Source organism: Phyllobacterium sp. P30BS-XVII, assembly GCF_014138335.1.
Lineage (GTDB): Bacteria > Pseudomonadota > Alphaproteobacteria > Rhizobiales > Rhizobiaceae > Phyllobacterium > Phyllobacterium meliloti.
Genome location: NZ_JACGXO010000003.1, coordinates 376,152 through 399,015, shown reverse-complemented (window position 1 = coordinate 399,015; position 22,864 = coordinate 376,152). Strand labels below are relative to the sequence as shown.

25 protein-coding genes are annotated in these 22,864 nt (G+C 56.3%); 6 read left to right on the top strand and 19 right to left on the bottom strand.

What is annotated here, in order from left to right:
• Positions 1-24 precede the first annotated feature (24 nt).
• The 4 genes from betB to betI form a co-directional block, all read right to left on the bottom strand.
• Entirely contained in the window at positions 25-1,488 is a 1,464-nt protein-coding gene (gene betB, locus FHW17_RS11180; RefSeq protein WP_112527840.1) for a betaine-aldehyde dehydrogenase, read from the bottom strand.
• 172 nt (positions 1,489-1,660) lie between these two features.
• On the bottom strand, positions 1,661-3,310 hold the full coding sequence (gene betA / locus FHW17_RS11175; protein ID WP_182509857.1) for a choline dehydrogenase: 1,650 nt from the start codon (positions 3,308-3,310) through the stop codon (positions 1,661-1,663).
• Positions 3,311-3,319: 9 nt separating this feature from the next.
• On the bottom strand, positions 3,320-4,843 hold the full coding sequence (betC, locus tag FHW17_RS11170) for a choline-sulfatase (protein ID WP_182509856.1): 1,524 nt from the start codon (positions 4,841-4,843) through the stop codon (positions 3,320-3,322).
• Positions 4,840-5,433 (bottom strand): transcriptional regulator BetI, encoded by a 594-nt coding sequence (betI, locus tag FHW17_RS11165; RefSeq protein ID WP_182509855.1) that lies wholly within the window; start codon positions 5,431-5,433, stop codon positions 4,840-4,842. Before betI ends, betC begins: the two co-directional genes overlap by 4 nt.
• Positions 5,434-5,874: 441 nt before the next feature.
• On the opposite strand from betI, the gene FHW17_RS11160 reads away from it, so the two are divergent.
• Together FHW17_RS11160 and FHW17_RS11155 are read left to right on the top strand one after the other, a co-directional pair.
• A complete protein-coding gene (locus FHW17_RS11160) occupies positions 5,875-7,041 on the top strand; it encodes an acetyl-CoA acetyltransferase (RefSeq protein WP_113096554.1) in 1,167 nt (388 codons plus the stop codon).
• A 115-nt stretch (positions 7,042-7,156) separates the two neighbouring features.
• A complete protein-coding gene (locus FHW17_RS11155; protein ID WP_182509854.1) occupies positions 7,157-7,870 on the top strand; it encodes a class I SAM-dependent methyltransferase in 714 nt (237 codons plus the stop codon).
• Here FHW17_RS11155 and FHW17_RS11150 read toward each other — a convergent pair.
• Complete coding sequence (locus FHW17_RS11150; protein ID WP_246706794.1) at positions 7,867-8,607, bottom strand: DUF3750 domain-containing protein; 741 nt, start codon at positions 8,605-8,607, stop codon at positions 7,867-7,869. The genes FHW17_RS11155 and FHW17_RS11150 overlap by 4 nt on opposite strands.
• 81 nt (positions 8,608-8,688) lie before the next feature.
• Between FHW17_RS11150 and FHW17_RS11145 the strand changes: the two genes are divergently transcribed.
• Positions 8,689-9,720, top strand: a complete 1,032-nt coding sequence (locus tag FHW17_RS11145) for an asparaginase (RefSeq protein WP_182509853.1) — start codon at positions 8,689-8,691, stop codon at positions 9,718-9,720.
• Here the strand turns inward: FHW17_RS11145 and FHW17_RS11140 are convergent.
• Positions 9,713-11,035, bottom strand: a complete 1,323-nt coding sequence (locus tag FHW17_RS11140; protein ID WP_348643724.1) for a TIGR03808 family TAT-translocated repetitive protein — start codon at positions 11,033-11,035, stop codon at positions 9,713-9,715. The genes FHW17_RS11145 and FHW17_RS11140 overlap by 8 nt on opposite strands.
• Before the next feature lie 107 nt (positions 11,036-11,142).
• Between FHW17_RS11140 and FHW17_RS11135 the strand changes: the two genes are divergently transcribed.
• Positions 11,143-11,616: a GreA/GreB family elongation factor gene (locus FHW17_RS11135; RefSeq protein ID WP_182509852.1), complete on the top strand. Its 474-nt coding sequence runs from the start codon at positions 11,143-11,145 to the stop codon at positions 11,614-11,616.
• A 283-nt stretch (positions 11,617-11,899) separates the two neighbouring features.
• On the opposite strand, the gene corA is transcribed toward FHW17_RS11135, so the two are convergent.
• From corA to FHW17_RS11070, 13 genes are all read right to left on the bottom strand, one after another.
• Positions 11,900-12,892, bottom strand: coding sequence for a magnesium/cobalt transporter CorA (gene corA, locus FHW17_RS11130; protein ID WP_182509851.1), 993 nt, complete (start codon positions 12,890-12,892; stop codon positions 11,900-11,902).
• A 1-nt stretch (position 12,893) separates the two neighbouring features.
• On the bottom strand, positions 12,894-15,026 hold the full coding sequence (gene scpA / locus FHW17_RS11125) for a methylmalonyl-CoA mutase (protein WP_182509850.1): 2,133 nt from the start codon (positions 15,024-15,026) through the stop codon (positions 12,894-12,896).
• Positions 15,026-16,465, bottom strand: a complete 1,440-nt coding sequence (locus FHW17_RS11120; RefSeq protein ID WP_182509849.1) for a methylmalonyl-CoA mutase subunit beta — start codon at positions 16,463-16,465, stop codon at positions 15,026-15,028. Before FHW17_RS11120 ends, scpA begins: the two co-directional genes overlap by 1 nt.
• 186 nt (positions 16,466-16,651) lie before the next feature.
• Positions 16,652-17,011, bottom strand: coding sequence for a GFA family protein (locus tag FHW17_RS11115; RefSeq protein ID WP_182509848.1), 360 nt, complete (start codon positions 17,009-17,011; stop codon positions 16,652-16,654).
• A 160-nt stretch (positions 17,012-17,171) separates the two neighbouring features.
• On the bottom strand, positions 17,172-17,630 hold the full coding sequence (locus FHW17_RS11110) for a hypothetical protein (protein WP_182509847.1): 459 nt from the start codon (positions 17,628-17,630) through the stop codon (positions 17,172-17,174).
• A gap of 174 nt (positions 17,631-17,804) precedes the next feature.
• Entirely contained in the window at positions 17,805-18,371 is a 567-nt protein-coding gene (locus FHW17_RS11105) for a GNAT family protein (protein WP_182509846.1), read from the bottom strand.
• Positions 18,372-18,421: 50 nt separating this feature from the next.
• Complete coding sequence (locus FHW17_RS11100) at positions 18,422-18,652, bottom strand: hypothetical protein (protein WP_091880676.1); 231 nt, start codon at positions 18,650-18,652, stop codon at positions 18,422-18,424.
• 104 nt (positions 18,653-18,756) lie between these two features.
• Positions 18,757-19,167, bottom strand: a complete 411-nt coding sequence (locus FHW17_RS11095; RefSeq protein WP_182509845.1) for a GFA family protein — start codon at positions 19,165-19,167, stop codon at positions 18,757-18,759.
• A gap of 66 nt (positions 19,168-19,233) precedes the next feature.
• Positions 19,234-19,548, bottom strand: coding sequence for a cupin domain-containing protein (locus FHW17_RS11090; protein WP_112527725.1), 315 nt, complete (start codon positions 19,546-19,548; stop codon positions 19,234-19,236).
• A gap of 72 nt (positions 19,549-19,620) precedes the next feature.
• Positions 19,621-19,989, bottom strand: a complete 369-nt coding sequence (locus FHW17_RS11085; RefSeq protein ID WP_348643723.1) for a hypothetical protein — start codon at positions 19,987-19,989, stop codon at positions 19,621-19,623.
• A 290-nt stretch (positions 19,990-20,279) separates the two neighbouring features.
• On the bottom strand, positions 20,280-20,525 hold the full coding sequence (locus FHW17_RS11080) for a hypothetical protein (protein ID WP_112527729.1): 246 nt from the start codon (positions 20,523-20,525) through the stop codon (positions 20,280-20,282).
• A gap of 80 nt (positions 20,526-20,605) precedes the next feature.
• Positions 20,606-21,106, bottom strand: coding sequence for a DUF2165 domain-containing protein (locus tag FHW17_RS11075; protein WP_182509844.1), 501 nt, complete (start codon positions 21,104-21,106; stop codon positions 20,606-20,608).
• A 114-nt stretch (positions 21,107-21,220) separates the two neighbouring features.
• Positions 21,221-21,730: a hypothetical protein gene (locus tag FHW17_RS11070; RefSeq protein ID WP_182509843.1), complete on the bottom strand. Its 510-nt coding sequence runs from the start codon at positions 21,728-21,730 to the stop codon at positions 21,221-21,223.
• 125 nt (positions 21,731-21,855) lie between these two features.
• On the opposite strand from FHW17_RS11070, the gene FHW17_RS11065 reads away from it, so the two are divergent.
• Positions 21,856-22,242 carry a nuclear transport factor 2 family protein gene (locus FHW17_RS11065; protein ID WP_113096565.1) on the top strand — a complete coding sequence of 129 codons (387 nt, stop codon included), beginning with the start codon at positions 21,856-21,858 and terminating at the stop codon, positions 22,240-22,242.
• Between the two features lie 152 nt (positions 22,243-22,394).
• Complete coding sequence (locus FHW17_RS11060; RefSeq protein WP_112527737.1) at positions 22,395-22,811, top strand: hypothetical protein; 417 nt, start codon at positions 22,395-22,397, stop codon at positions 22,809-22,811.
• The last annotated feature ends 53 nt before the right edge of the window (positions 22,812-22,864 follow it).

Sequence of the window (22,864 nt, the reverse complement as noted above, 5' to 3'; positions counted from 1 at the left end):
GGGGCATGCCCCGCCTTTCGTTTTTCAGTAGGGGCTTTCGACCTTGCCCGTCTCCACATAGACGGATTTGATCTGGCTGTAGTGATAAAGTGCCGCCAGACCGTTTTCACGCCCAACGCCCGATTGTTTGAAGCCGCCAAACGGCATTTCCACGGGTGCCAGATTATAGGTGTTGATCCAGCAGGTTCCGGCCTTCAACTGGCTGATGACACGGTGGGCGCGGGAGAGGTCCTTGGTGAACACACCGGCTGACAGACCGAATTCCGTGTCATTGGCGCGGGCAACCACTTCGTCCTCCTCGTTGAAATCAAGAACCGCCATGACAGGGCCAAAGATTTCTTCCTGCGCGATGGTCATTGCGTCGGTCACACCGGTGAAAATCGTCGGCTCCACATAGCAGCCCGCCTCAAAGCCCTGCATTTTGGGAACGCCGCCGCCAAAGGCCAGCGTGGCACCCTCGGCCTTACCCTTTTCAATATAGGCAACCACCTTGTCGCGCTGGGCTGTATTGATCAGCGGTCCGAGATGGATTTCCGGATCGAGCGGATCGCCGAGACGGATCGCCTTGGTGCGGCTCACCAGCCGGTCGAGGAATTTTTCCTTGATACCCTTCTGCACAAAAACGCGGGTGCCGTTCGAGCAGACCTGTCCCGTCGAATAGAAATTGCCAAGCAGCGCGCCGCCCACGGCATTTTCCACATCCGCATCATCGAAAATGATCAGTGGGGATTTGCCGCCGAGTTCCATCGTTGCATGCTTCATGTGCGAACCGGCCTGCGCCAGCACTTTTCTGCCCGTTGGCACCGAGCCGGTCAGTGACACCTTTGCCACCAGCGGGTGATCAACAAGCTGCGAGCCGACATCGCCAAAACCCTGCAACACGTTGAAGAGGCCATCGGGGAGGCCAGCTTCCTTGTAAATCTCGGCGAGCGCCAGCGCCGAAAGCGGGGTGTTTTCCGAAGGCTTGAAGATCATGGCATTGCCTGCGGCAAGCGCTGGAGCTGATTTCCAGCCCGCACCCTGAATGGGATAGTTCCACGCACCGATACCAACGCAGACACCAAGGGCTTCGCGCCGGGTATAGGCATAGGAGCCGCCAAGCTCGATCATCTCGCCATTGAATCCGGCAATGATGCCGCCGTAAAACTCCAGCGCATCGGCGGCCGAAGCGGGATCGGCTACCAGCGTTTCCTGAATGGCCTTGCCCGTGTCGAGCGTCTCAAGTTCGGCGATTTCAGCATTGCGTTCGCGCAACAGATCAGCGGCACGGCGCAGGATACGCCCGCGCTCCACCGGCTTCAGCGCTGCCCATGCGGGCTGCGCGGCTGCAGCGGCTTGCACAGCCTGCTCGATCAGCGCAGGCGTTGCACCAAACAGTTTTGCAATGATCTCGCCGGTTGCGGGATAGATGACATCCAGCGGCTTGCCCGCCTTGTCCTCAACAAAGCGGCCATTGATAAAATGCGATGCCTTGGGCTGCGCGCGCATGGTGTTCTCCTTGGGTTTATTCATCGATAGCTTATTTCACCAATCCTGGTGGTAATTATCGCAAGTGTTGACGCCAGACATCTCCCTTTTGGGAACCGGAAGGCAAGCGTACTAGGCGCCGCCTTACTCTCCCCACGTTGGGGGAGGGTAAGGCGGCGCCATCTATACTCTTTCACCGGTCACTCACTTCCCAGCGCGGGTTGATCCATGGTTCCTGATTGGACCGCGGCAGGGGATTGCGGCCAAGAATATGATCGGATGCTTTTTCGCCGATCATGATGGAGGGGCCATTCAGATTGCCATTGGTCACACGCGGGAAGATGGAGGAATCGGCCACCCGCAGACCCTCGACACCAATCACCCGGCATTGCGGATCGACAACCGCCATCGGATCATCAGCCGCACCCATCTTGCAGGTGCCGCAGGGGTGGAAGGCGCTTTCCGCATGTTCCCGCAGAAAATCGTCAATCGCCTCATCCGACTGCACATGCGCACCCGGAGAAATCTCCCGGCCACGATAGGGCGTCAGGGCCGCCTGTCCGAAAATCTCGCGGGTCAGGCGCACCGCATGACGGAAGTCGGTCCAGTCATCGGGATGCGACATATAGTTGAAAAGAATTTTCGGCTTCTCGAACGGATCGGATGAACGCAGCGTAACGCTGCCGCGCGATTTGGACCGCATCGGCCCCACATGGGCCTGAAAGCCGTGCCCCTTCGCAGCCGCCTTGCCATCGTAACGAATGGCGGCGGGGAGAAAATGGTACTGAATATCAGGGTAATCAACACCGGGCTTGGAGCGCACAAAGGCGGCGGATTCAAAATGGTTTGTCGCGCCGTCACCCGTTTTGAAGAACAGCCACTGCGCCCCGATCCGCGCCTTGGAAAACAGCCCGAGCTTTGAGTTGAGCGTGATGGGTTTGAGGCTTTCCTGCTGGATATAAACTTCCATATGGTCCTGCAGGTTCTGGCCGACACCGGCGCGATCCGCGACCACGGCAATGCCATGTTCCTTCAGGTGCTTGGCCGGGCCAATCCCTGATAACATCAACAGCTTTGGCGAGTTGATCGACGAGGCCGCAATGATTACTTCACGGCGGGCGCGGATGATCTCGGTCTTGCCGCGCCGGGTGATTTCAACGCCGGTTGCCCGTTGATTCTCGATGACCACACGCTGCGCAAAGCCATTGACGAGGTTAACATTTCTGCGTTTGAGCGCCGGGCGCATATAGGCATTGGCGGTGGACCAGCGGCGGCCATTGTGGATGGTCTGCTCCATGGCGCCGAAGCCTTCCTGCTTGGCCCCATTATAGTCCTCGGTAACTTCGAAACCGGCCTCTCTACCCGCATCGACAAAGGCATGGAAAAGGGGATTGTCCCGCCGCCCGCGCTGCACATGCATTGGGCCATCCGTGCCGCGCCATCCGGCTTCGCCGCCATGGGAATGTTCCATGCGCTTGAAATAGGGCAGCACATCCGCATAGGACCAGCCCGTGGCGCCGCTCTCGGCCCAATGATCAAAGTCATGCGCGTGACCACGCACATAGACCATGCCGTTGATGGAGGAGGAGCCACCGATGACCTTGCCGCGCGGCGTTACCAGCGTGCGCCCGCCCAAATGCGGCTCCGGCTCGGAGGAAAACCCCCAATCATAGGTGCTCATGTTCATCGGGAAGGATAAAGCCGCTGGCATCTGGATGAACGGCCCGATATCCGTGCCGCCAAACTCGATGACGATGACCGAATGTTTGCCATCCTCCGACAGGCGGTAGGCCATGGCCGATCCGGCTGAACCGGAACCGATGATGACGAAATCTGCTTCCATAGCTCTCACCTATTCGCCGCGCGGAAAGCGCGCGTTTTCTTCCAGAACATTCAGATCCATGTGATTGCGCATGTAGCGCTCGGAGGCCTTTTGCAGCGGCTGGTAATCCCACGGATAATAGGAGCCATTGCGCAGTGCCTCATAGACAACCCAGCGCCGCGCCTGACTTTCACGCACTGCCGCATCATAAGCCGCCATGTCCCAGCGCGCTCTGGCCGCCGTCTGAAACTGGGCAAGCAGTTTCGCATGGGCAGGATCACCGGCAAGGTTGGACAACTCCTGCGGATCTGATTCAAGATCAAACAGTTGCGGCGGATCGATCTCGCAATGCACGAACTTGTATTGGCCATCGCGAATGCAGACGAGCGGGGCGTTGGAACCTTCAGCCGCATATTCCATCAGCACCGGGCCCTGCCGTTTGCCGCCCGCGATAACACTGCTCAAATCCTCGCCATCGGTCCAAGGTTTGACGGCGGCGATATCGATGCCAGCCAGCGCCGCCAGTGTCGGGTTGATGTCGAGCGTTGAGACCGGCTGGCTGATCCGTTGCGGCTTGATGCCATGACCCGCGATCATCAGCGGTACGCGCGCGGAGCCTTCAAAGAAGTTCATCTTGAACCACAGGCCACGCTCGCCGAGCATATCACCATGGTCAGATGTGAACACGATGATGGTGTTGTCGAGCATCCGTGTTGCCCGCAGCACGTCCAGTATCTCGCCCACCTTGTCATCCACATAGGAAATATTGGCGAGGTAGCCCCGACGCGCCTTGCGCACATTATCAGCTGTGATGTCGAACTTGGTATAGTCACAGGCTTGCATCAACCGCTGCGAATGCGGGTCCTGTGCCTCATAGGCAATGGGAGCAACAGCCGGTTCCAGCGCCGGGGAATTCTCATAGAGGTCCCAATATTTGCGCCGGGCCACATAGGGATCGTGCGGATGGGTGAAGGAGACGGTCAGGCACCACGGGCGCCGCGCCGCATCGTCTGACGTGCGCGACAACTGATAAAGTTTTTGCGTGGCATGAAACGCCACCTCGTCATCATATTCCATCTGGTTGCTGGTTTCGGCCACGCCCGCACCAGTGACAGAGCCGAGATTGTGATACCACCAGTCGATCCGCTCACCCGGCTTGCGATAATCAGGGGTCCAGCCGAAATCGGCGGGGTAGATGTCGGTGGTCAGCCGTTCCTCAAAGCCGTGCAACTGGTCCGGACCGACAAAATGCATCTTGCCGGATAGACCGGTATAATAGCCCGTCCGGCGCAGATGGTGCGCATAGGTTGGAATGTCAGAGGCAAATTCGGCCGCATTATCATAGACGCGGGTGCGCGATGGCAGCTGCCCGGACATGAACGACGCGCGGGCAGGGGCACAAAGCGGCGAGGCCGTATAGGTATTGGCAAAGCGGGCTGAACGGTCGGCAAGGGCACGCAGATGCGGAGCATGGATGAAATCAGCAGGACCATCCGGGAACAATGTCCCGTTCAGCTGATCGACCATCAGGATAAGAATATTCGGCCTTGTCATTGGGTGGCTCCGGCAGCGGCAAGTTTCGTCGTTACATAATCTTCCACAAGCGCAATTGCCGAGGCTGCCTCAGGCGCGCCATTGCGCAGCGCATGGCGGATATAGAGCCCGTCAATCATCGCGCCGGTGCCCTCGGCAATCTGCAATGCGGTGGCGCGATCGGTCATCGCTTTGAGCGCATGGGCAAGGTTCGAATGCATCCGCCGCGCATAGACGCGCAGCAGACGGCGGGTTTCATCCGATTGCTGGGCGTGAACGTAAAAGGCCAGCCATGCGGCAACAGTCTGCGGCGCAAATTGCGAGGCGGAAAAGTTCACCGCAATGATCGCCGCAATGCGCTGGGCTGGTGTGTGCGCCGTAACCAGCGCCGTGAGCAAATCCTGTCCGAGTTCTTTGAGGAGATGCCGCATGGTGGCGAGGATCAGCTGTTCCTTGCCGCCAAAATAATGATGCGCCAACGCCGGCGAAACACCCGCTTCATGGGCGATCTCCGCAACTGTCACATCAAGCGAGCCGCGCTGGCCAATCGTGCGGATAGCCGCATCAATCAACTCCCGCTTGCGCAGTGGTTCCATTCCGACTTTGGGCATGTGGATTACCTCGTTCGGAGAAAATATTATTCTTGATTGACTGATCAATCAATAAAAAAGTTTGTGGTGGTAGGGGGTGAACACCACCGCTGCGTGGTTCGTGGTTCGACAAGCTCACCATGAGGGAGAGGGGTGGGTGCAGGGTGCAGGGTGCCAAGGTCTGCCTGGTTGGTATCCTGCCTTAGTAATCTGCAATCTCTGCGATTATCCTTGCATCCCCACTCTCCCTCATGGTGAGCTTGTCGAACCACGAACCACGAACCACGTTCATCCCACCAGCTACAAAGCTGACAAAGCAATAAACGACTCTCCTCACCCTCCCCACCAGCACGATAATTGCCAAACACACCATCTCGGTATTGCACTGCAACAAACCCCTTTACCTTGAAGCACAGGGGGTTCATGCTTACCTCAACAAGAATGACATTTTGGAGGAATGACATGACAGCCTGTATCGTTGGATGGTCGCATCTGCCTTTCGGAAAACTGGAAGGCGAGAGCGTCGAAAGCCTCATCGTCAAGGCGGCGGTTGCTGCGCTTGATCATGCGGGTATCGGCCCGCAGGATGTGGACGAGATTGTGCTGGGTCATTTCAATGCCGGGTTCTCGCCGCAGGATTTCACCGCCAGCCTCGTGCTGCAGGCCAGTGATGCCTTCCGCTTCAAGCCCGCCACACGGGTGGAAAATGCCTGCGCTACCGGTTCGGCGGCTGTGCATCAGGGTATCAAGACCATTCGCGCCGGTGCTGCGAGGGTTGTACTGGTCGTGGGTGTCGAGAAGATGACATCGACCCCCGGACCCGAGATTGGCAAGAACCTGCTCAAAGCCTCCTACCTACCGGAAGAGGGCGATATTCCTGCTGGTTTTGCCGGTGTGTTCGGACAGATTGCGGCGGCCTATTTCCAGAAATATGGCGACCAGTCCGATGCCCTGGCGACGATTGCCGCCAAAAACCACAAGAACGGCGTCAACAACCCCTATGCACAGATGCGCAAGGATCTGGGCTATGAATTCTGCCGTCAGGAAAGCGAAAAGAACCCCTTCGTTGCCGGACCGCTGAAACGCACGGATTGCTCGCTCGTCTCTGATGGTGCGGCGGCGCTGGTGCTGACCGATACACAGACTGCGTTGAAGATGAAGCGCGCTGTTGCATTCCGCGCGGCTCAACATGTGCAGGATTTCCTGCCCATCTCTAAGCGCGACATCCTTTTGTTTGAAGGCTGCTCCGAAGGCTGGAAGCGTGCGCTGGATCAGGCGGGCGTGACGATTGACGATCTGTCCTTTGTCGAAACCCATGACTGCTTCACCATTGCCGAACTCATTGAGTATGAAGCGATGGGCCTGGCCAAGCCGGGTGAGGGTGCCAAGGTTGCACTTGAAGGCCAGACAGCCATGGGTGGGCGTCTGCCTGTTAATCCATCCGGCGGTCTGAAAGCCAAGGGCCACCCCATTGGCGCCAGCGGCGTTTCCATGCATGTGCTCTCATCCATGCAGCTGACAGGTGAAGCGGGTGGCATTCAGGTGCCGGATGCCAAGCTTGCCGGTATCTTCAACATGGGCGGCGCTGCGGTTGCCAACTACGTGTCGATCCTCGAACGCATCAAATAGGCATTAGCCTTAGTAGCCGTTTTCAATCCGGGACTTGAAGTCCCGGATTCTTTGTTTCAAAAGCACATCATAAATCCATGAATTGAATCATCTTTCTCCGGCAGAGGGGAACGTCATGTCGAACGGATGGAAAGAATCGGCCTCCGCCTGGATCGCCGAACAGGCTGATGATGGCGATTATGGCCGTGTCTATGTCCTCGACCGGCCCATGCTGGAACGCATCAGCGGTCGCGGCTTTAAAAACGCCCTTGATGTCGGCTGCGGCGAAGGCCGCTTCTGCCGCATCCTCAAAGACCTCGGGATTAAATCAACAGGCATTGACCCCACCGAGGAACTGCTGGAACAGGCACTGGCCCGAGACCCGCAGGGGGACTATCGCTTCGGCTATGCGGAGGCGCTGGAATTTCCCGATGCCTCCTTCGATCTGGTCGTAAGCTATCTCAGCCTTATCGACATTCCCTATCTGCGCAAAGCCATTGCCGAAATGACCCGCGTGCTCGCGCCGGGCGGTACCCTTTTGATTGCCAATCTCAACAGCTTCAACACGGCGGGACAACCCGCTGGTTGGCAGCCGGATATCAATGGCGACCCACGCTTCTATGTCGATCATTATCTGGAAGAGCGCGTCGACTGGGTGGAATGGCGCGGCATTCGCATCCAAAATTGGCACCGCCCCTTGAGCACTTATATGTCACTGCTGCTCAGCCAAGGCCTCACCCTGCGTCACTTTGCCGAACCCGCCCCGTATGGCGGGGATCCTGATAAAGCCGACCGCTACCGCCGCGTGCCCTATTTCCTGATCATGGAATGGGAAAAGCCAGCGGCCTAGAGGCTGAGAGTGCCGAAGCCCGGCACTTTAAGACCCGGATTCCGGATATCAAATCCTGCGACCAAGCCCATGAATTGAATCTCGAATCCGCTGCTGGTGCCCGCTGCAACACCGAGATACCCAAAGAGGCTCAGGCGCAGGTTTTTCCAGTCATCGTCAATGGACAGCAGCCGTCCCTCGGTTGGAAAATCGCGGCCAACGGCGTTGGAGGGCAACATCATTCCCGTTTGCGGATTGGCGCGCAGGACATGCGCAACGAAGCTGTTTGAATTGGGACCGGGCCAAATCACATAGTTTCCAGGTTTCGCATAAGGATAAGTATCAATCGTTTTCTCGATATGAGGTATCAGAGCCGCCGCCTGTTCCCCGTGGATTTCGCCCACAATGACAGGCGTGTTCGAGTACCAGCGCCCATCATAATCATAAGCATTCTTGCGAACAGGTGTTCCCCACCCAACAACATCATAACGATCATAGGAGGCCGCTCCCGGCTTTTTCAACACAAGCCATGAATGCAGGGACAAGGCACCTTTTAGTCCGCCAGTGCGGGCGGCAAGAACGTAGATGGCTGCATCATCAACCATTGGCTTGGCAGGCAGCACCCCGCTGGAACTCCAGTCCGCCACACGCCAATTATCATCATGGGGCTGTGTCATCCACCAGCCGATAGCAACGAGCGAGGGAAAAATGAAAAGAACGACGATCGCAAGTGCCAGACGGATGAATAATTTGCGCAAGCAGCTTTCTCCATTGGAAAGGGAAACAGAGCATCCTATAAGACCATCGATTCGGGCCGATTTCGGTCAATTTCCTGTTCAATGGTGGACGTCATGAGCAATCCTGTTCTGGTTGAAGTTTTTCGCGGTGAAACAGTTGAAAGCCGCCATCGCGGGGCTATCGTTGTCACTGATGGTGATGGCAAGATTGTCTATTCCGTCGGCGATATTGAACGTCCGACTTTTCCCCGTTCGGCAATCAAGGCAATACAGGCGCTGCCGCTGGTGGAAAGCGGTGCTGCGGATGCCTATGGCTTTGGTGATGAGGAATTGGCGATGGCCTGCGCTTCCCATTCAGGCGAACCGCTGCATGTAAAAAAGGCTGCCGATATGCTTGGTCGGGCTGGGCTTGATGGTTCGGCGCTGGAATGCGGTGCGCATTGGTCATCGGATCAGGCGGTGCTGATTGCCCTTGCCAGAAGCGGGCAGGAGCCGACAGCACTGCACAATAACTGCTCCGGCAAGCATTCCGGCTTTCTGTGTACCTGCGTGCATTTGGGTATCCCGACCTCGGGCTATTCATCCCTTGGCTCGCAGTCGCAGAATATGGTGTGCGAGGCCATGGAGAGCGTGACCGGGGCGGTCCATTCGCTCGATCATTGCGGTACCGATGGCTGTTCGATCCCGACCTATGCCATTCCGCTCAAAAGCCTTGCCCATGGCTTTGCCCGCATGGCAACCGGCACCGGCCTGCCGCCGGTGCGTGCCAAGGCTGCCAAGCGTCTGCTCGATGCCACCATGGCCGCGCCCTATTACGTCGCGGGTACCAACCGCGCCTGCACCCGCCTGATGGAAATGGCACCGGGGCGGATTTTCGTTAAAACCGGCGCGGAAGGCGTGTTTGTCGCCGCCCTGCCGGAGTTCGGTCTTGGCATTGCTCTGAAATGCGATGACGGCGCTACTCGCGCATCCGAAGCAATGATCGCATCGGTTCTTTCCAGGATTTTCCGCAATGATGCGGAACTGGAATCAAAACTCGACCGGTTTGCCGACCGGGAAATGCGCAACTGGAACGGCATCACCTATGGTGTTGTCAGCCCCGCCGATACTCTGACGGAAGCCGATATCAACTAAGAATATTACGCTCAACGATCAGGCGACTATTACCACTGGCATTTTGCCTCGCAAGGTCGCCTGTTACTGCATCCATCCAGCGATGGCCGACAATGCCGCCGCGTGGTGCCTTTTCAATGATATTGTCAGTGACAATGGCAGAACCAACCCCCTCGACCACGCTGACATAAATGCCTGTGCCTGCCTGCCGGATGACGTTTCCCGTCGCCACCACATTGCGCAGATAGGGCCCCCAGCCAAGCTTGATGCCATAAAGCGCCGCGTTTTCGATAACATTGGCGGTTACGGAAATATCTGCCTCAACGCTGATGCCAATACCAAAGCCCGGTGCATCGGCGGGATAAGGGCCGATTGCGGTGAGGTTGCGCACCACATTGCCGGTGCAGGTGCCCATGCGCCCGCCGCCATCGAAATTGACCATGGAAATGCCGCTGGCCGCGCCATCGATGATGTTGTTTGAAATGACCGCTCCTTCGAAGGCAAACTCCGAGTAAAGTGCCATCTCGCCGCTGTTACGGCAGTTATTGCCTATGATCTGCACATTGTTTCCGGCATTGGCGCGGACGGCGGAAAAGGCGCATTTGTTGAGAACATTATTGGCAACCAGCACATTGCCAGCGCGAAACACATTGATGCCATTGCCATTCTGGCCAGTGCCGCCACCATCCGCCCGGATGTGCTCGACGCGATTGTTGGTGACGATTGTTCCATCCGGCCCCTGCGCATCGCGAAACACCAGAATCCCGCCATTGCCGCAATCATGAACATGGTTCGCAGCTATCTCCAGTCCACCGGATTGCGAGGCAAAAATACCCGCATCTTTGGCCTCGCTGAAACGGCTGTTGCGGATACTGCCACCGCACCCGTACAGCGCTAAGGCATTTTTGCTGGAAGCAGTGAAATCGCAATCATCGATGACGAGTTCGGACACATTGGTGCAATCGACCAGCGCTTTGCCGCTAAGTGGTTGGCTTGCACCATCGATGACAAGCCCGCCCAGCCGGACCTGATTGGCATTGCTGGCATTGAGGAAAGAACCTGCACCGCCATGGACGAGCCGTGTTGCACCGGGAATGCCCGCAAGATTGGCGCGCGAAGGAAGATCGACACCTGAAACAATATAGGTTCCCGGCGGCAGGAATATCTGTTCGCCAGTATGACTCGCCTTCTGCAAAAGTGCGTTCAGCGCTTTTCCCTGATCATCGGGTGAGCCGGGTTTCAGTCCTGCCGAAGGCGCAGCAAAAGCGCGTGCGGGCAACAATGTTGCCGCACCCAATCCGGTCATTGCACCAAAGACAAGACGTCTGTTGATCACGGACTTTTCCTCACGATCGGCGTTCAAACCAGTCAAGACAGACCAGCCCTCTGACCATCCGATTGATGGCACTTGCAGCAGGGGCAGGCAAGGCATACCTTTACCCGATGAGCAGAGCTTTCACGAAGGAAGATGACAGCAATTCCTCGATTGATCTGGGCGAGCGTCCCATCAGTCCGCACCGGAATCTTGTGACCGAAAACGGTCTTGCGCTGATCGATGCAGAAATCGCCGCTTCACATGAGGACCTTGCCAAGGGTAACGCCGAGGCTGACCGCGACCTGATTGCGCGGGCATCGCGTGACCTGCGCTATTGGACAGCCCGCCGCGAGACTGCGGAGGTGTCGCATCCCGATCCCGCCAGCAAGGTCGTGCGCTTCGGTATGACTGTCACGATCATTGACGAGAACGAGAAGAGCCAGGTCTGGGCCATTGTCGGTGAGGACGAAGCCGACGCCAGCCATGGCAAGATTTCCCATGTCTCACCCATGGCGCAACTGATGTTTGGCAAATCAATTGGCGACAGCTTTGTGCTGAATACCCATGAATGGGAAATCACCGCGATCAATACGGCACCGTAACGTGAATCGGTATGGCAGGAACGCGGGCTAACGCGTTTATTTAGAACAGCTTTCAGAGGCCTTGCGGATCGGTATAAGTTCAAACCCGTAGTCAGTCACGATAAGTTCAAGCTCGTCACCGGTTTTGAGATTGTAGCGCTCTAGTATCCCATCTGGAAAGATAAAGCCTACTTCGTCTCCAATCTGTATCAGCGTAACACACATGATCCGTACCCCAGTGTCGTAAGCAGATTACAACATCTGTCAGGACGCTCATCAAGGCCATTGATCTCATCACTTCGTCTTAGAGCCAGCCCTTTTTTCGGAAGATCAAAAGCGGGATGACGGCCGAGGCGATCATCATGCCGATGGCCATGGGATAGCCCCAAGCCTCCTTGAGTTCGGGCATGAAGGCAAAGTTCATACCGTAGATCGAGGCGACCAGCGTTGGTGGCATGAAGGCGACGGCGGCGACGGAGAAGATCTTGATGATGGCATTCTGTTCGATGGAAATGAGGCCAACAACCGTATCGAGCAGAAAGGTGATCTTGTTGGAGAGGAAGTCGACATAGGTGCTGAGCGATTGCGTGTCGCGCTCCAGCGACTTGATCCAGGCCTTTGTCTCTTTCTTGTAGCTGTTCTGCTCGGTGATCGCGGCGAGATAGACAAGCAGGCGGCTCACACCGGCAATGCTTTCCCTTACCTTCGAGAGAAACGCGCCCTGACCGCCAATGCGGGTAAGGCTGTCACGGAAATTCTTCGTCGTCATTGGCTTGTCAGTGTCATTGCGACGGAAAATCGTATGGGAATTCTGGTCGATATCGGAGGCGACGCCTTCAAGAATATCGGCGATCCGGTCCGTCACCGCTTCGACAATGCCGAGCAGAATGGTCACGCCACTGCATTTTTCATTGATGAGGCCATTGCCGGGTTTCGTGGCGCGGCTCACATAAAGGCTGAATGCCTTCGGTTCAGCATAACGTACAGTCACCAGAAACGAGCCCGTCAGGATGAAGGAAACGGGGCTGATGGCGTGGTGTTTGTGCTCGGTGAAATAGAGGATCGGCGCTGTCAGATACTGTCCGCCATTTTCCGTATAGAACCGGCTGGATTCCTCGATTTCCACCATGTCTTCGCGGGTGGGAATGGTGGTCTTGGTCCAGGTCTCTGTCTGGATATCTTCGTCATGGGTCGGATTGAGCAGATCAATCCAGACCGTATTTTCAGGCAAGGTATCGCCCACCTTGGCGGGGCGGGCGAGAAGATGGTCTTCCTCGAGTGTATATAAAACGATCATGTCACAATGAATCCAGCAAGGTATCGATCAGCTTTTCTGCGGCTTCGCCAATCACCGTGCCCGGCGGAAAAATCGCTGCTGCACCAGCCTTGAGCACGGCATCGAAATCCTGAGGTGGAATGACGCCGCCAACAATGATCAGGATATCGTCGTGCTCACGGCGGCCGAGCGCCTCTTTCAGCTCGGGAACAAGGGTGAGATGTCCAGCCGCCAGTGAGGATACACCGACAATATCAACATTGCTCTCGATGGCGAGATCAGCCACTTCATCGGGTGTCTGGAACATCGCGCCGACAATGACGTCAAAGCCGAGATCGCCAAAGGCCGTTGCGATCACCTTCTGGCCGCGATCATGGCCGTCCTGACCCATCTTGGCGACAAGAATGCGCGGTTTTTCGCCTGTCCGTTTTTCATAGGCGGCAGCCTTGGCCTGAACCCGGTCGACAACCGCGCTCTTGCCGATTTCCTTGCGGTAGACGCCGGATATGGTGCGGATATCGGCAACATGGCGGCCATAGGCCTTTTCCAGCGCCAGGGATATCTCGCCAACTGTTGCGCGCGCGCGTGCAGCCTTGATGGCAAAATCGAGCAGATTGCCGGTGCCGGATTTTGCTGCGCTGGTGAGCGTCGTCAGCGCACTTTCCAGGGCTGATACGTCACGGGTGCCCTTGAGCTGTTGCAGCTTGGAAAGCTGCCGCGCCCGCACTTCCGCATTATCAATTTTCAGAACATCGATTTTGACATCCTCAACCGGACGATAGGAATTGACCCCGACCACCGGTTGCTGGCCACTATCGATGCGCGCCTGCGTTCTTGCTGCTGCGGCTTCAATGCGCAGTTTGGGAATTCCCTGTTCGATAGCCTTTGCCATGCCGCCCAGTGTCTCGATTTCCTCGATATGGGCGAGCGCGCGGGTAGCAAGATCATGGGTCAGGCGCTCCACATAGGCGGAACCGCCCCATGGATCGATAATCCTTGTGGTGCCGGATTCCTTTTGCAGGATCAGCTGTGTGTTACGCGCGATACGGGCCGAATGGTCAGTCGGCAGCGCCAGCGCCTCGTCGAAGGAATTGGTGTGCAGCGACTGGGTATGCCCCTGCGTCGACGCCATGGCTTCGATCATGGTGCGCATTATGTTGTTGTAAGGGTCCTGCGCGGTGAGCGACCAGCCCGATGTCTGCGAGTGAGTACGCAGCGACAGGGAGCGCTCGTCCTTGGGGTTGAAGTTCTTCTTCAAAAGCACGGCCCAGAGCAGGCGCGCGGCGCGCATCTTGGCCACTTCCATGAAAAAGTTCATGCCGATGGCCCAGAAGAAGGAAAGGCGTGGCGCGAATGTATCGATATCAAGCCCGGCAGCGACACCGGCGCGGGCATATTCGATGCCGTCGGCGATGGTATAGGCTAGCTCAAGATCAGCCGTCGCTCCGGCTTCCTGCATGTGATAGCCGGAAATGGAGATGGAGTTGAATTTCGGCATGTTCTGCGAGGTATAGGAGAAAATGTCCGAAATGATCCGCATCGAAGGCTGTGGCGGGTAAATATAGGTGTTGCGCACCATGAACTCTTTCAGAATATCATTCTGAATGGTTCCGGCGAGCAGCTTCTGGTCGACGCCTTGTTCTTCTGCGGCAACAATATAGAGCGCCAGAATGGGCAGTACCGCGCCATTCATGGTCATGGAAACGGTCATTTCGCCGAGCGGAATACCGTCGAATAGCTGCTGCATATCGAGAATGGAATCGATGGCAACACCCGCCATGCCGACATCACCAGCCACACGCGGATGGTCGCTGTCATAACCCCGGTGCGTTGCAAGATCGAAGGCGACGGAAAGGCCCTTTTGACCAGCCGCCAGATTGCGCCGGTAAAACGCATTGGATTCTTCGGCAGTGGAAAACCCCGCATATTGGCGGATCGTCCACGGCTGCTGAACGTACATGGTCGGGTAGGGGCCGCGAATGAACGGCGCAGAACCCGGAAATGTATCCAGATGCGGCAGGCTTTTCAGCGCCGCGTCACCATAGGCGCGTTTGACACGAATACCCTCGGGCGTTTTCCACACTCCGGCTTCCGGTTTGCGGGGCGCAGATTTAGGCTCTTGCCAATTGATCTCGGTAAAATCTGGAACGCGCATTATTCGGACGCCTGCAATGTTTGATCAATACGCGGGAAGGTAAGCGGCTCGCAATGAACCACGCCATCCGTCGGCAAGGGCATGTGGGGCGCATTGAGCACCGTCACGGGCCGTTCCTGTTTCGCCGGAAAAAGTGTCGTTCCGATGATGGCACGTTTGCCGGAACGATAGTCCCGGCTCCGTTCCTCGCGCGCCGCAATAATGCGTTGCTGGAACCGGTCTTCGACGAGGCTTTGCAGGATACCGCCTTCCTTTTCCAGCATCTGGAATTCCTTCCATGCGGCTTCGCAGAGCGCTTCGGTCAGGGCTTCGATAGCACCTGAACCACAGCCGGGATCGGCAACAAAGGCAAGATTGCTTTCATCGGCAAGCACAAGCTGGGTGTTACGTGCAAGACGGCGGGCAAACTGGTCGGGCAGGCCGTGGGTAATGGTATGGGGCAGAATAGCAAGTGAGTCGGCACCCCCGACCGCCGCGGCAAAAGCCGCTATGGTCGTGCGCAGCGTGTTGGTTTCACAGTCCAGCTTCGTCATCATGCGCCACGAGGTTTCCGCGTGGATGGTTGCCTCGGATGGCCTGATGCCGCAAGCCTCCTGCAACCGCGCCCAAAGGCGGCGCAATGCCCGCAGCTTGGCGATGGACAGGAACTGGTCCTGATCAACGGCGATGGAAAAACCGATATGCGGCGCGGCGTAAACGATTGGCTGGCGTGCTTCCTCGAACAGGCGGAAGTGTCCGGCTGCAATGGACAGCATGGCGCCGAGTTCCTGTGCCTCCGTGGCACCGGCATTGTGATAGACCCGCCCATCCGCTTCCAGCACAATCCCCGGCAGATCGGTGGAGAAGAAACCAGCCAGCGATTGCGGCAGCGAAGCCTTCAGGGCGGCGAGCGTCATGCGCAGGCGGCCCGTTCCGGCCAGTGTGGCAGCCGGATCAATACCCAGCGAAAAACTCATTGTCTTGGGATCAACATTGCGCGGGCGCATATAATCGACGAACCAGTCGGCGCAGGCACGGCTCCTCGGATGCACATCCATGCGCAGATGGATCATCTCCAGATGCACACCGCGCAGCACCTGATCAACAGCTTCGCGCGTTGAAGGCAAACCATAGCCAAAGGCATTGGGCGCGCCTTCGAAAACCAGTGAAATACCGGTTGCGCCGTTTTCCAGATCTTCCAGAAGTTGTCTGTTGGCGCGGACTGGGTCTGGATCGTCGATGCGCTGCACAATATGCCATGGCTGCGCCGGATTGCGGCGCGGAGTCAGCTGTGCTTTCCGACGCCGCTCGTAAAGTGGCTGGATAGCAATATTATCGTCAGTCCGGGAGACAAGTGTCTCCTTGAAATCGGCACCCTTGAGGGCCTTCTGCGCCAGTTTGACCCAGCCCTCGTGGTTTGTTGCCGCAAAGGCTGTATCCTTGAGTATAGACGCGTCCATGCTCACTCCCGGTCGAATCGCACCGCTTTCCCGTCGAATGAAATCATTTCGGCAGAAAACCGGCGTAATTGTTGGTTTTCAGGCTCAAATAACGCAATCCATGCGCAGCCCGATATTTTCTACCAACTTTACGGGGTGTTATGCTGCTACGCAATAAAACAAAATATGTGGCGTGGAGATATTGGGCTAGTCCAGAAAGGTCCACGTATCGGCGCCATCGAAGTGCCGCAAGCGAATACCCTTGATATCAGCCGGGTTCATCAGGCCCGCATTGATGCCCATCCTGTCCGCATTCTCCTTGTCGGTGCTTTCCCAGTGGGTCACACAGCCGCAGGTCGGGCAATGGTGCATCGCCAGCGTGCGATCTCCCTGAATATAGGCGACAGTCGTGCCTCCACCCTTGGTGAAAGTCACATCTTTGGGATGATAATAGGCCCACGGACCGCCGACACGGCGGCATATGGAACAATTGCAGGATTGGAGGACGTTTGGCCGTTCCGACAGCTCAAGGTGAACGGCACCGCAGTGGCACGAGGCTTCAATCATAGTTTCCTCGCTGTGATACCTATGCCGGATACCCTGTCCGAAATATCGGAAATTGTTTGAAATTGTCCGTCTCGATAACTCCCTGTGCATCCGTCACAGACGCACAGGGGAAATTCGTAGGCCTTACTGTTGTCAGTTTCTGGCAGCACTGCATTATGCGTTAGTGGTTGTCTCCCTGACGGGGCATGATAATCCGTCCACCGGAATCAGACCCGCTAGTGTCACCAAGCGGGCGCATCCGTCCGCCGCCATCCGGGGCTGGGCCTGGATCGGTGCGTGGCGGCATAACCGGGCGTGGCCGCGGATCAGTCCGTGGACCGGGGTCAGGCCGTGGACCGGGATTGACGATCGGACGCGGATTCTCGGGACGTCCCGGACGATCCCATCTTCTGTCGTCACGACGATCCCATCGTCTCCCGTCGCGCCAATCGCGGCGGTCATAGCGCCTGCCGTAGCGCGGGCCATCATAATAGGAGTCATAATAGCCGCCGTTGTAGCCGCCATAACCACCATAGCCGCTATATCCTTCGTAATAACCGCCACTGCCTTCAACGCATCCGGAGAGCGCCAAACTTGAGGCTCCTATCATGGCTGCAAAGATAAAAGACTTGATCGACATCGTGTTTACTCCCGGCGAACGTCATCTTGTTTCTTCAAACAAGTTCAGTGCTCAATGGTTCCTTAAATCGTCATCGCTTGCCAGTGCATTCAAGCGTATTGCGCCAGATTAATGGTCACAATTGTACTGTTTTGGTAATCAATCGTGTCCCGCATGGTGCAGTAACGGTGAGTTTCAGCCCGCAACACGCAGAAAGACATGCTCCATTCCGTCAATGTCGTCCATTTCCTCGCCCACTTTGACGAAACCGAACTTTCGCGCGATCCCGAGCGACGGTACATTGTCGGGGGAGATGGATAAGACGAACTGGCTGATGTCATGTGTATCCCGCGCCCAATCCATGATGGCTCCCACCGCTTCGGATGCATAACCTTTGCCGCGATCATTGCCAAAAATCCGGTAACCAAACTCGACGGCATTGCGGGCATATTTGCGAAGATAATCAGGGTCGGGGCGTGTGTGAAACCTTACATGTCCGATCATTCTGTTTTCGCCTGGCAGAATAACCGCTCGCGATGACCATGGCCGATAAAGCGGATCTGCTTCGAGTTGCTCAAGACCAAATCGAAATGAGCTTGCGTGATCCAGCACTTCACCCGGTATTCTGACACCCAATCGTTGTTCGACGTCCGCAATCTGTCCAGCCAGCAAAGCCGACAGATCTTCGCCTTCCATAAGCCGGAGCACGAGGCGCGGGGTAATGATGTCATTGATGGGAAGAGGATTGTGGTCTGGAATCATGACCGGCAATCTATCTGCCCGCGCGAATTCATCAAGCGGGCAGTATGTCGTTACGAGCGAACAGCTGGCCCCTTGTCGAGTATTCTGCAGAGTTGCACAAATTCTGTGGCATCTACGGGCGTATCGCCATTGATATAGACCCCGGATATGTCCCGGAGCTGAGGGATTGCCATGCACGCCTGATCGACGCTTGGGTATTTATGCTCGGTTGAAGCCAGATTGCCGTCGAGGGTGAGCACGATTGTTTCTGCGTCGCGATTGACATCAGACGGATCGATCACTTGGTCCTCCTGGTGTTGATTGAAGTGCGAGTGTCAATTTTACGGCAAATGACAGCCATGCCAAGCCTTGAAAATTCCACCTTGTGGATAACTCCGGGCAATGGCTAGAAACTCTCGCATTCATAGGACTTTGCGCAAGGCATGTCTGGGAGCCAGGGCAGGGCAGAACGCAGCCACACCTCCGCTCGCGGCACAAGCTCATTGCGCTGGGCCAGCGATCCTACCCGCAGACCATAATGAGTCGGGTGTTCGTCGGTGCTTGTAGAATAGATGGGAGTGCCGCAATCGCCGCAAAATCCCTGCATGCGCTGCCTGCCGCTATCGGCGGTTTTTCGGTAGGTTTTGGGCATGCCTGTGATGAAATGCAGACTGCTTGCCGCCGCAGGGACCGAAACCCGGAAGGCGGTGCCAGTCAGTCTCTGGCAATCGGTGCAGTGGCAGATTGTAACGCTGTTGGGGTCTATTTCAGCTTCGAATTTGATCTTGCCGCAATGGCATGAACCATCGACTTTCATGTCTTTCTCCCATTGAGACAGGGCGTCATCCAGGACAATAAACCAGTCAGCAGCGGTGAAAGTTCCTTAGGTGATGAGCGCCTCCGGCTTCTTGATCTCGATCTCAACAAAGGCAATCGGATGGGGCGAGCCGTTCATGACATCATGCCGGATGCCGGAGGGGCGCTGATAGGATTGTCCTGCCACGAGCGGGACATCGGTGATATCAGTTCCGTTGTGAATTCGCAGCGTTCCATCCATGAGCATGACAACGAAATAGGGCCATCCATGTTCGTGCCAGCCAGTCACTGCGCCCGGCTGGAAATCCCAGCGGGTTATGCGCACGGCGTCATCATCCTGCTGAACGGTGGGAATTGCGGGCAGATCGCACTGGAATGCCAATTATTACGCTCCTGATTGATGAACATTGATCCAATCGCGTTCAGCCGGGGAATGCAAGTCTCCCGGCAATTCTCACAGGCCGCTGCTACACGTTTCCGGGGCTGTATTCAGGCGCTGTTCCTCTATGGATGCAATGACATTGCGCCCGACAGCGATGACGAGCAAAGCACAGATCACCGCGACACCCAGATTCAGCGGCTTTCGCGGGTATCGTGCATTGAGAAAAGCACCCAGCGCATAAATCAGCAAAGCCGGCGCTGCAAAGAGCAGCACCTGAAGCGATCCGTCGCAATCAACAGCATCGATCCCCTGAGCCTTGTATTCATTGATGGGCAGTATGGCCCCAAAAAATGCCAAGGGCAGGGCGGCAACGAGAATGCCAAATCCGAGCCATTTCAAGCGGGTGTTTGATGGGCGCGCTGCAGACTCAGGAGGGCGCACGCAAGGGGTCCTGAAGCGAATGTGCGGGTATTTGGCCGGGCCTCGAATCTTTTCTGGAAAACAGAGCGAGGGTTCCCAGAAGGGCAAACAGAACGACAAGTACGCCGATCACAAGGCATTTGTGTCTCATCAAGCATCTCCATTGTGACGTTGACGTAACAGTGAAGTAGTTTTTTGGCAGCAATCGGGTCGGGGGTCAAATTCCTCTGCCAACTGTCCACATAAAAGGCCTCTGAAATGCAAAAAAGCCCGGCAGGATTATTTGCCGGGCATTTGTTTTTTGCGAAGATTCAGCGGCAGACGCGCACTTTCTTGATGATGATACGGCCATGAACACGGTGCCGTTCTGTCCTGACAAAGCAGTTGCGATTCCACTTGCGGTGGCTGTGTCGGTAGCCGGGCCGATAATCAACATTCTGCACTTCGGTTGCGGTATTGCCGGCCAGAACTGCGGTAAATGGTGCGGCTTGGGATGGTGCATTGAACGCCACCAGAGATGTAAGGGCGATCGTTGTAGCAATGATCAGATTTTTCATGTCGTACCTCTAAGCTATTGACGATCACACAATACACAGGCCGGGCGCTCTGTTCCGGCATTACAAAAATTTTAGGTTTGTTAGTCGGTGGTTTCACTATCCGGCATCGTTACAAAGATCAGCACCGCAATGATGGTGATGAAGAAACGGAAGGCCGATTCGATGCCGTTCCATGTTGACGACATCCACATGCCGAACCATTCCCCACCAATGGACAGAAACGCCACCTGCCAGACAAGGAAGCCAAGCGCGAGGCCGCCAATGGCCCATTTCTTCGAACGGTTGAACGCACGGGCGTTGTCTCCAACGCGGCCGATCATGTTGAAAGCGCCAATCCAGCACAGAACAGCTGTCAGGGTCTCGGCGGCGATGATGAGAATGTAGAATGCATTGTGCAGTGCCGGGCTGCTGATAGCACGGTACTTGATGGTTGCATCGGGGAATATCGTATCCATCAGCAGCACATGCTGGACGAAAGCGAAGTTGGAGCCGTAATCAGTGATATTGCCGAAAGCCACGAGCGTGGCGAAGAAAGCGATTGCCGCAACGAACGCGGTTTTGCTCAGGCGGGTAATAAGCATTGGACGTCCCTCATGTTTTTCAATGAGAGAGTGTGCCATCAGCCGGTTAATGGCGGCTTATTTTTATGCCGTTCTGAATGATGGAATGGGAAATACTGCCTGACCGGCAAGATGCTAATTGTCGTCGCTATCAATATGCAGCAACGGGGCCTGTTCGTCCTCGATCAAGCCAACCGCATAGGTTCCGACAGCTGTCTTCCCCTTGGCAAAAGCGAGAACAGACAACAGGCTCGTCACCAGTGCAGGATCTTCGGCTTTTGGATAGATTTGCAGCGCAAGCGTGGCCATATCGATCCATGCCCGCTCATAGGCATCCATCAGCCATTCAGGGATAGGTGGGTTGCGATCATTGTTGAGGCGTGCTTCTTCGATTGTTGCAATGAGCGCGAAGGCATTCCAGTCGGCGAGTTTCAACTGCCAGGCAATCCGGACAATCTCGGGAACAGAAGCATAGGCAGCCGTATCCACATCCCGCTTGTAAATCAGATTATTCCAAAGCTCATCCCAGGCCAGCGTGAAATCGCCCTGTTCGAGTGCCTGAAGCGCCTCGGACGGGTTATAGAGGTCGCGATATCCGCTGCGCAGTGTGTACCAGCGTTCATCGGTCCATGCCAACAAACTCATGCTTGCCCCGTCAAATGTTTACCGAGCTAATCAATCGTGTCATTGGCATGAATGCAATAACGAATGCGCGGGATGGCTCCGATTGCGGCCACGCGAAGCAACGGCCATGCATAAGGATGCAATACATGAATTCAACTATAGACAGCACTGATGCAACCATACCGGTTCAGGGGCAGCTTGAAGCCTATAATGCCTGCGATATTGACACATTCATGCAGTTTTGGGCCGGTGATTGCCAATATTATGCTTTTCCCGATGAATTGCTCGCCAATGGCGCCGCAGAAATCCGCGAACGGCATATCGTCCGTTTCAAGGAGCCAAATCTGCAGGGGAAACTGCTGAAGCGTATGGCTGTCGGCACGATGGTCATCGATCAGGAAGTCGTTACACGCACGTTTCCTGAGGGTCCCGGCGAGGTGGATGTTATTGCCATCTATGAAATCGATAAGGGCAAGATAGCCAAAGCCTGGTTCAAAATGGGCCAGCCAAGGTTGCACGCTCCGGCGGACTGACGGTCAATTATGATTCACTAGTGCATTTTTTACCCGTGGAATTTTGCCAACCCAGTGCTATGCACTGAAGCGGATGCCAGCCAGAACACACCGGGTGCATCGAGGGGTAGGGGCCCTGACATCGTCGGGCCCTATTTGCTACAGGGGATTGCATGATCAGGAAACTTCTTGCGGGCATCGCATTTGCAACATTGGCCGTCTCATCCGCGCAGGCACAGACGTGTGCAGGTAATTTCAAGACGGAAGGCATTCCGCTTATCACTGCCATAAATTACAAGAGCTGGCAGGTTTTCCCGAAGCTCGTCCCCAAGACGGCGTTGAGCAATCTCGCGCAAGCCGTGGCTGCTGAAGGTTTTTCCGGCATTGATGTGAATAAGAGCCTTGGCGCAATCACGGCCGAGCAGGAAGTCACTGGTTCGGGCCGCCCGCAGACATTGCGTGTCGTCGTGCGCAAGGCGGGCAAGGGAAGCCGGATTGATGTGGTTTTCATGGTTGCGATAGGACAGATCGCACCCGAAGGCACAACGCGCACTGCCATCTGCCGCATTATTGCAGCGGCCAACGGTTAGGGTGGGGAGAACTGCCCGGTCGCTCCGACGACCGGGCAGATACTCTGCCACGG